The 10,554-nt window shown below is 28.8% G+C and carries 6 protein-coding genes and 1 pseudogene; all 7 read right to left on the bottom strand.

Annotated elements, in window-relative coordinates:
• Positions 1 to 169: 169 nt before the first annotated feature.
• Complete coding sequence (gene rpoC / locus EHV01_RS01325; protein WP_422065874.1) at positions 170 to 3,922, bottom strand: DNA-directed RNA polymerase subunit beta'; 3,753 nt, start codon at positions 3,920 to 3,922, stop codon at positions 170 to 172.
• Positions 3,923 to 3,935: 13 nt separating this feature from the next.
• Positions 3,936 to 7,325: pseudogene (locus EHV01_RS01320) on the bottom strand (DNA-directed RNA polymerase subunit beta); the annotation flags it as partial.
• A 641-nt stretch (positions 7,326 to 7,966) separates the two neighbouring features.
• Positions 7,967 to 8,122 (bottom strand): hypothetical protein, encoded by a 156-nt coding sequence (locus EHV01_RS01315; RefSeq protein WP_422065873.1) that lies wholly within the window; start codon positions 8,120 to 8,122, stop codon positions 7,967 to 7,969.
• A 64-nt stretch (positions 8,123 to 8,186) separates the two neighbouring features.
• On the bottom strand, positions 8,187 to 8,402 hold the full coding sequence (locus tag EHV01_RS01310; protein ID WP_422065872.1) for a hypothetical protein: 216 nt from the start codon (positions 8,400 to 8,402) through the stop codon (positions 8,187 to 8,189).
• 65 nt (positions 8,403 to 8,467) lie between these two features.
• Positions 8,468 to 8,980, bottom strand: a complete 513-nt coding sequence (locus EHV01_RS01305; protein ID WP_422065871.1) for a hypothetical protein — start codon at positions 8,978 to 8,980, stop codon at positions 8,468 to 8,470.
• A 376-nt stretch (positions 8,981 to 9,356) separates the two neighbouring features.
• The gene (locus EHV01_RS01300; RefSeq protein ID WP_422065870.1) at positions 9,357 to 9,788 is read right to left on the bottom strand and encodes a hypothetical protein; all 432 of its coding nucleotides are present in this window, start codon (positions 9,786 to 9,788) and stop codon (positions 9,357 to 9,359) included.
• 277 nt (positions 9,789 to 10,065) lie between these two features.
• Entirely contained in the window at positions 10,066 to 10,362 is a 297-nt protein-coding gene (locus EHV01_RS01295) for a hypothetical protein (RefSeq protein ID WP_422065869.1), read from the bottom strand.
• Positions 10,363 to 10,554: the final 192 nt, after the last annotated feature.

Genomic DNA, 10,554 nt, shown 5'->3' with positions numbered 1-10,554 from the left:
AAGCTATTTATTAATTCTGTAATTATTTTTTTCATTAATTATTTACCTCCATATATTAAAAATATACCTAATTTTAGGTATATTTTATAAATATCAAGAGTTTTCGATAAAATTAAAGAGATTTATTCTCAATATTCCCAAGAAAAAAAAAAAAGACCTAATGGTCTTTTTAGTATTCTTCAGCTTTTGCTGCAATTCCAGCCGTAATAATATCTTTGGGATTTTTTAATCCTGTTCCCGCCGGAATTAAATGTCCTAACATAATGTTTTCTTTTAAACCTTCTAAACAATCAACTTTGCCTTTAATAATCGCCTTAACCAATACTCGTGTTGTATCTTGGAATGACGCTGATGATAAGAATGACTCAGATTCTAATGGTGCTTTTTTAATTCCAAAAATAACATGTTTTGCTGTTGGCGGTTTTTTCATTGAACGAACAGCATTAATTGTTTCATTACGATAGCGTTTAATTGTTACAATTTCTCCTGGTAATAATTCAGTATCACCAGCATCAATAATTTTAACTTTATTTAACATTTGTTTAATAATAATTTCAATATATTTATCAGAAATTTCAATTCCTTGTAAACGATAAACTCGTTGTACTTCTTTTAAAATATAATTATGAACATCTTCAATTTTGGCAACTTCTAATAATTCTTTAATATTAATTGAACCTTCCGTCAATTTTTGACCACGAGCAACTTTGTCACCAATTTTAACTCTTAAAACAGCATTATATTGCGTTTTATATTTTCGTTCATCACTATCTGATTTAACATAAATGGTATGAATTCCACCTTCATCACGAATATCACTAATTTTTCCATCAATTTCAGAAATAACAGCAATTGATCCTTTTGGTGTGGTTACATCTAATAATTCTTTAATCCGTGGTAACCCTTGGGTAATATCAGCTCCCCCAGCAACACCACCCGTATGGAATGTTCGCATTGTTAACTGTGTTCCTGGTTCTCCAATTGATTGCGCAGCAATTATTCCAACTGCCTCACCAATTTCAACTCCCATTCCTGTAGCAAGGTTTTTCCCATAACAACGTTGGCAAACACCTTTTTCTGCTTCACAAGTTAAAACAGAACGGATAATAACTTCCTTAATATCATTATCAACAATTTTTCGACTATCTTCTTCAGTCAATAATGTATTAGCAGCAATAACTTCACCATTTTTTAATTTAATATCTTTTAAATTATAGCGACTAACTAAACGGTCAAATAATGGCACAATAATGTTAGCATGTTTTTGCTCAATAATATCTGATACAACAAAACCACGACGAGCATTACAATCTTTCACTGTAATAATAATTTCTTGTGAAACATCAACTAATCGTCTTGTTAAATATCCTGAGTCAGCTGTTTTTAAAGCAACATCAGCCATCCCTTTTCGTGCTCCATGGGTTGAAATAAAGAATTCTGACACTGTTAAACCTTCACGGAACGAAGACTTAATTGGTAATTCAATAATGTCTCCTTTTGGATTATTCATTAACCCCCGCATCCCAACTAATTGGGTAAAGTTTGAAACATTTCCCCGTGCTCCTGAATCCGCCATCATAAAGATTGGATTTTTTGGGTCTTCACGTAAAACATGTTCTAATTCAGTTTGAATGTTATCTTTAACTTTTGATCATACACTAATAATGCGGTGTTGTTTTTCACGACTGGTCAACATTCCCATTTTAAAGTAATCATTAATTTCTTTTACCTTTTGATCTGCCGCTTTAAATTCTTCTTGTTTTTTATCATAAACTTTAACATCGCCTGCTGATACTGTTACTCCTGATTTCCCTGAATATTTGAAACCAAGATTTTTCATGTTATCTAACATTTCAGCAGTCTTATTAGCTCCATATTGTTTAAAGTAGCGATCAATAATATTTGATAAATCTTTTTTCTTAAATGGTGGATTAACTTTTCAACTCGCTAAATATTCAACTAAATTAACATTGTCTTTAATTAATGAGCGAGCAGGTAATGCTGTTAAATTTTCAACATTCGGTTCATTTAAGTATGGAAACTCTTCTTTAAAAATTTGATTAAAAATAATTTTTCCTGGGGTTGTAATAATATAATCTTTCATTTGTTCGGGTTTAAATTTTTTATTTACAAAACCAACAACAGGAATAGCAACTAAAGCATGTAAAGCGACAGCTCCAGTTTCATATGCAATAACAGCTTCATTTAAATCTTTAAAGATTGTTCCTTCCCCTAATTGTCCTTTTTCTTCATATGTTAAATAATAATTCCCTAACACCATATCTTGGGTTGGTGTAACAATTGGTTTACCATCTTTTGGTCCTAAAATATTTCGACTTCCTAATATTAAACTTCGTGCTTCAGCAACTGCTTCTTCTGTAATTGGGACATGAACCGCCATTTGGTCACCATCAAAGTCAGCATTAAAAGCAGTTGTTACTAATGGATGTAATCTAATTGCTTTTCCTTTGACTAATTTTGGTTCAAATGCTTGAATTCCTAATCGGTGTAACGTTGGCGCACGGTTTAATAACACTGGACGAGTCTTAATAACTTCTTCTAAAACTTCTCATACTTTATCATCTTGATTTAAAATTAATTTTTCCGCAACTTTAATATTTGCTGCTAAACCATCTTTAACTAATTTGCTAATAACAAATGGTTTAAATAATGTAATGGCCATATCACGTGGCAACCCACATTGATACATTTTTAAGTCAGGTCCAATTGCAATAACTGACCGTCCTGAATAGTCAACTCGTTTTCCTAATAAGTTTTGACGGAAACGACCTTGTTTTCCTTTTAAAATACTTGTTAATGATTTTAATGGTCGTTTATCTTTTCCCGTTACTGGTCGTGCCTTACGTTCATTATCTAATAAAGCATCAACAGCTTCTTGTAGCATCCTTTTTTCATTATTAACAATAACACTTGGTGCTCCCATTGCTTTAACTTTTTTTAATCGTTCATTTCGAATAATAATTCGACGATATAAATCATTAATTTCTGATGTTGTAAAACGACCACCATCTAGTTGAATAATTGGACGAATATCTGGTGGAATGACTGGCACTGCTCGTAAAATCATTCATTCTGGTCGTGAACCTGATTTTTTTAATGAATCTAAAACTTCTAAACGTTTCATTAATTTATTTTGATCTAATTCTGTTTTTTTATCTTTTAAATCTTGCTTAATTTTTTCAATTTCATCATCAATATTTAGATTTTTTAATAATACTTCAACAACTTCTGCTCCAATTCCAAATCGTGCATTAGTATGACGATTAATGAACTGAGCACATTCATCCATTGAAAATGGCAATGAAGTATTTTTTAAATCTTCAATCATTGTTTCTCCCACTTCATAAGCAATTGTGTTAGGTTCTAGTGTATCTAAAATTTCACGCAATGTCTTTGTTAATCGTTGACGTGTTTGTGCTGATGTTTTAGCATTTCCTAAATCTAATACCATTTTTTGTTTCAATGATTTTGCATCACCAGCATCTAATACAATATATGAAACAAAGTAAACAACTTCTTCAAGTTCTTTTGTTTTCATATCTAAAATTAAAGCAATTCGACTAGGTGCTGCTTTTAACATTCAAATATGTGTTACTGGTTCTTCTAATTCAATATGTCCCATTCGTTCACGACGAACAATCGCTTCAGTAATTTCTACTCCACAACGTTCACAAATTTTTCCCTTATTTTTTGATTTTTTGTACTTCCCACAAGCACATTCAAAATTTTTGGTTGGACCAAAAATCTTTTCATCAAATAATCCATCGCGTTCTGGTTTTAATGTTTTATAATTAATTGTTTCTGGTTTTTTTACTTCCCCATATGATCAACTACGAATATCATCAGGGTTTGCTAAGCCGATTTTAATCATACGATTATTTTTTTCATTATTTTCAATCATTTTTTCTTCCCCCTTAATCTAATTCATCTTGATCATTAATTTCATCAAGTTCATCATCAATGTCATCTAACTCATCATCGTCTAAATTATCTACCAAGTCAAAACTATCTTCAACTTTAACAAATTCATCTAAATTATCATTTTTTTGTGGCTCAAGATTAGTACTTAAAATAAAGTTATCAATATCAAATTCATCTTCAAATTCATCACTATCTGTTAATAAGTCTTCATCAACATAATCTGTCTCATCATAACTCTTAATATTCTTAATGTTTCCTTTTTCGTCAATCATATGAATATTAAATCCTAACCCTTGAATTTCACGAGTTAGCACATTAAATGATTCTGGGATTCCTGGTTCTGGAATCTTTTTATCTTTCACAATTGATTCATAAGCACGTGTTCTTCCTTTAATATCATCAGACTTAATTGTTAAAATTTCGCGTAATGTATGAGCTGCACCATAAGCTTCTAACGCTCATACTTCCATTTCTCCAAAACGTTGTCCCCCATTTTGGGCTTTTCCTCCTAATGGTTGTTGTGTAATTAATGAATATGGCCCAACATTTCTTGCATGTAATTTATCATCAACCATGTGTGATAATTTCAACATATACATTACTCCTACCGAAACTGGATTATCAAATTTTTCACCTGTTCGACCGTCAATTAAAACTTCTTTCCCAAAGTTTTTCATTCCTGCTTTATCCATAATTTCAATTAATTCTTCATTTGTTATTCCATCAAAAACAGGAGTTGAAATTTTTTGTCCCAACTTTTTCGCTGCCATTCCCAAATGAATTTCTAACACCTGTCCAATATTCATCCGTGATGGTACCCCTAATGGATTTAACATAATATCAATTGGTGTTCCATCTTCCATATGTGGCATATCTTCCAACGGTAAAATTTTCGAAATAACCCCTTTGTTCCCATGGCGACCAGCCATTTTATCTCCTTCTTGGATTTTTCGTTTTTGAACAATATAAACTTTAATAACTTCTAAAACATCAGCTGATAATTCATATTTTTCTCGTGGAAAGCGTTTAATTGCTTGGATAATTCCTTCACCACCATTTGGAACTCGTAATGAATTATCTTTAACATTTTTTGATTTTTCACCAAAAATTGCTTGTAATAATTTATCTTCTGGTGATAATTGGGTTTGTCCTTTTGGTGTTACTTTTCCAACTAAAATATCACCTGGTTTAACTTCTGTCCCAATAATAACTAATCCATCATCATCTAAAAATTTTCGTGCATTTTCAGAAATATTCGGAATCTCACGAGTAATCTCTTCTGGACCTTGTTTTGTTTGACGACGTTCAATTGTATATTCTTCAATATGAATTGATGTAAAAACATCTTCGGATACTAACCGTTCTGAAACAATAATTGCATCTTCATAGTTGTAACCATTTCATGTTGTAAAAGCAACTACTACATTTTGTCCTAATGCTAGTTCTTCTTTATCAATTGATGGTCCATCAGCTAAAACTTGTCCTTTTTCAATTTTTTGTCCTTGACGCACTAATGGGACATGAGTTAATGATGTTCCTTGGTTACTACGAACAAAAGTGTCTAAATTATAATTTTTTAACCCTTCTTTTGTTTTTAAAACAATTCTTGTTGCATCAACAAAATCAACAGTTCCATCATATTGTGAAACAATTGCTAATCCCGAGTCACGAGCAGCAGCATATTCAACTCCTGTTCCTACATATGGTGAATTTGGCGCAATTAAAGGAATTGCTTGTCGTTGCATATTAGCACCCATTAAAGCACGATTGGCATCATCATTTTCTAAAAATGGAATACAACTTGTTGCAATTGAAACAATTTGCTTTGGTGAAACATCAACATAGTCAACATCGTTTCGTCCAGCAATAATATTTTCTCCTTGGAAACGTGCAACCACTTGTTCATCTAAAATTTCACCCTTATCACTTAAACGAATATTAGCTTGTGCAACAACATAATTTTTTTCTTCATCAGCTGTTAAATAATCATTTTCCATTGTAACTTTGCAACCAATAACACGACGATATGGTGTTTCAATAAATCCATATGAATTAATTTTGGCATATGTTGCTAAGTTATTAATTAACCCAATATTAGGCCCTTCTGGGGTCTCAATTGGACAAATACGACCATAATGTGAGTAATGAACATCTCGGACCTCTAACCCAGCACGTTCTCTTGATAATCCTCCTGGTCCTAGGGCTGTTAATCGACGTTTATTTGTTAATTCAGCTAAAGGATTTGTCTGATCCATAAATTGTGATAATTGTGATAAATTGAAAAATTCACCAATAATTGCTGATAATGGCTTATTATTAATAATATTTGAAGGTTTCATTTTAAATAAATTTGAAGTTGACATTTTTTCTTTAACATTTTTTTCAATTCTTAGTAAACCAATTCGAAATTGATTTTGTAATAATTCCCCAATTGTTCGAACACGACGATTTCCTAAGTGGTCAATATCATCAACTTCCCCAATTCCATCTGTTAAATTTAATAAATATGAAAATGTCGCCAAAACATCAGGCACTGTTACATATTCATCAGTTGCATTAGGATCAATTCCAATAATATTCGCTACACGTGAACGAACTTCATTATCAACATACACTTTAATTTTTTGGATTTTATTAGAACAAATAATTTCATCACTAAATTTAACTTCTTGTAAACAAGCTCCTGCTTTTAAAATTCCTTTTAACTTGTTAATAGCTTCTTTATCCATTAACATTCCCTCAGTAAAAACAACTTTACCATTTACATCTTTAATGTCTTCAGCTAATATTTTGTTATAAATTCGATTTTCAACTGATAATTTTTGAATTAATTTAAAACGTCCTGCTTTGGTTAAATCATACTTACGTTTATCAAATAATAATCCATATAAATATTTTGTCGCACCATCTGGAGTTGCTGTTTCTCCTGAACGAATTTTTTTATAAATTTCTTGAACAGCAATACTTTGGTCATATGAAATATCACCTGTGTATGGATCTAATTCATAGGTGCTTTTTACTAATTTATTATCACCAAAAATTTCTAGAGCATCTTCTTTAATAATTCCTAACGCCGTTAAGAAATTAGCAACCGATACTTTTCTAGATTTATCTATTTTTACATAAAAAACATTCTCAAATTTTTCTTCTTTTCCAACTTTAATTTTTTTATGATCTGATTCAAACTCTAACCATGTCCCTCGTGATGGAATTAAATCAACATAGTAAACATTTTCTCCATTTTTACGATTTAAATCAATTTTATAATATGCTCCTGGTGAACGAACTAATTGTGAAACAACGACTTTTTCTGAACCATTAACAATAAAAGTTCCTTTTCCTGTCATTAGTGGAAAATCACCAAAAAAGACTTCGCCTTCTTTTTCAATTGTAATATCAATAATTAGTTTATCATCTAATCTTTCTTTAATTGTTACTGTACATGTTGCTGTTTCATCGCCAGAATGAATATCATAATAAATAACATCAGTTGATTTTTTTAAAATTGTAATCATATGCCCAACACGTTCTTCAATTCACGCTTTAATTAATTCGGGTTCTCCCTTAAAAATTGCTTTTTCAACTTCTAAATCTTTTGAATTAATTGTTAATTTTAAATTTGAATAAATTGGTGCTTCAAAGATTTTTGACTCATCTTTTGCTTGAGAAATTGTTCTTCGTGGCTCTCTAAATTCTCAATCTAACATCTCTAAAACGATATTTCCTTCATGTCCAACAATCGGAAATACCTCCCCGAACACTTCGCTAATCCCTGTTTTCTTGAATCAATCATATGTTTCAGTTTGAATTTCAATTAAGTTTGGTAATTCTAAATTCCCACTTACTTTTGTGTAATCAATTCTTTTAGCGTAATGCCCAAATTCTTTTTCTTTTAATGCCATTAATTATTAACCTCACTTTTCACAATATACGCTTATAAATTTTATATTGGTTTGACACAAAAGTCAATTTTTTTATTAAAAATTAAAAAAAGCATCAACTGCTTTTTTCCTTATATTAATTCTTACTTATGAAGATCACAAATAAAAATTTCATCATCAACTGTACCAACCATTGCTTCTTTCATTTTTCCAAATAAGACTCCGGCAGCTCCGCCACCAATACCTTGTTTTTCTTGTTCGGCAATACATTTAAAACATTTTGTATTAAAATTCGTCATTGCTTAAGACCTCTTTATATATTATTTTAATTTTACTAAAAAATAATAAAGTTGTAAAACTAAATTACTTATCAATTAAAATTCATGCTCATCATCCATGGTTAACATCAATATCGCCACCATTTGAACCGTAGACTGCATAGAAAATTGAATTTGTTCGATTTAAACCAAATGTAAATACTAAACAAAATGAACCTCAATAATAATTGAAGACAATTCGATTTCGAACGGTTTGATAATTATTATTATTTCCAACTCAAACGGCTTTATCTTTGACCAAATTATAAGCATTAAATAACTTAAGATCAGGTAAATTCTCTACATTTGAACTTTGTTTAAAATTACTTAATAAAATTCTTTAAAAATTGCATTAGCACTCTGCGTATTTCTTTTAAATTTATTAAATAACTTTTCACCAACATGAAATACACTAGTATACTTAAAATTAATTTCATCTTTAAAAGTTGAAACTCGTTTTTTAATTTCAACTTGATAATATTTATGAAACGCAACAATTATTTTTCCAAAATTTATTAATTTAGTATCTAAACCTTGACGACTAATTAAAATATTACTTTCAAAATTTTTACCATCGATTTTTAATGTTCCAGCTAATGGTAAACCATATAGTGAAATAAAATTTAAATTAACACATAATCTAGCTAACATCATATGATTATCACTGACATTAAAAATAGGTAAACTTTTTTTATAAGCTGTTACAAAATTTTCAGTTGTTAAGCCCGATGAATTTATTCCCTCTCCTGCCCATAAGGCTGGTTGATAATTACCAATGTCAGCTGTTTCAGGTAATTGTCCTGAATTTTCAGCTGTTACCGTTCCTAAAATTAGGCGCATTAAAGATTTATTACCAGTTTTATCAAAAGCAATTGCCGCACGAATTTCTTAGTTAATTGCATTATTTTTCTTAATTTTTTCATTAAATTGTTGAATAAAAATTTTATWTAATAGACTTCTTGCATAACCTATTAAAATAATTGTAAATATTTTTAAAAAGATACTAATAGCAAATTATAATTTTAATTAATTATGTCTTTTATTTAAAAATTTAATATTTTCCTACAACGAAAAATGACTTTTTTATTTAAATTATTTAATTTTAAATACATCTTCTATGCTATCTATAATAATTGCAAATTATAAATTGAAGCAATTAAATTAAATCTTAAACTAGTTMTTTTAWRATTCCTATAATTTCTATTTTMAATATATTTTATAGGAATTTTAAAATAACTAGGTTATGCAAGAAGTCTAGTGGTTTAACATTAGTATTATAATTAATTTCAAAATCATCGTAAATTGATTTGAATTCATTGTTTTGATCAATTATGACATTTTCATAATTATTAAAAAAGTTAATTAAATATTTTTTAATTTTTGCAATTGATTTTTCTAAAATTTTTTTAATTTCATCTGGTTCATTTGTAATAACATAAGTAACTGTAAATGGGCGCATTTGTCTTAAGGATTTAAAACTTAAATCTAACATAAATTCATACTGAATTTGAACTGCTCGAACACCAGTCGTTGTAGTATTAGTTAATTTATTAATTTTATCTAAATCAACATAAGTTAAAGTAAATTTATCTGCTTCTTCAAGGTGATACAATGGTTTTTTCTTTAAAGTTGTAAATTGTAAATGCAAATGTAGCACTTTTTATATGAATGAAAACCTTATTTTTAAGCTTAATAGTTATTTTAGTAATTAATTAACTAAAATAAGCCATAAAATAAAAGATATTTTTGCTTTAATTTTTATAAAAAATCTTTACAAATTTAAAAAGCTTGATTTTACAGTTTATAAAGTGCTACACTTCATAGTACAATTTACAAGTATTAAAATAATTTGGATATGTTTCACTAATTTTAACATTTAATTTTTTAAATATTTCTTTACATTCATTTTGAAATTTTTTTTAATCCTAAATTAATCTGCGTATTTGAACGGTCAAAAACAACCTACGTTGATTAACTAAATCATAAAATTGATTTAATTCTGGAAATTCGTTTGAATTTTTAATATTTCCATTGCTATCATAATTTGTTATCTCATTACTAACATCACTGGCAATTTTCATTCAAATTAACATCTCATTTTGTAAATTTGAATTAGTATAATTAGTATCACAATATTTTATCATTCGACAACTTGTAATTTTACTAGTTATCCCAGTGGTAAATAATCCGACAACACTAAAAATAATGAATAGTTTTTTCATAAATAGTTTTTTCCCCTTATTTTTTACAGAATATATCCTCAGAATACATTAATTAGACTTCTTGCATAACCTATTAAAATAATTCTAAATATTTTTAAAAAAATACTAATAGCAAATTATAATTTTAATTAATTATGTCTTTTATTTAAAAATTTAATATTTTCCTACAACGAAAAATGACTTTTTTATTTA

The organism is Spiroplasma sp. hy2, from assembly GCF_044714365.1.
Lineage (GTDB): Bacteria > Bacillota_I > Bacilli_A > Mycoplasmatales > Mycoplasmataceae > Spiroplasma > Spiroplasma phoeniceum.
This window is presented reverse-complemented; position numbering and strand designations above follow the sequence as displayed.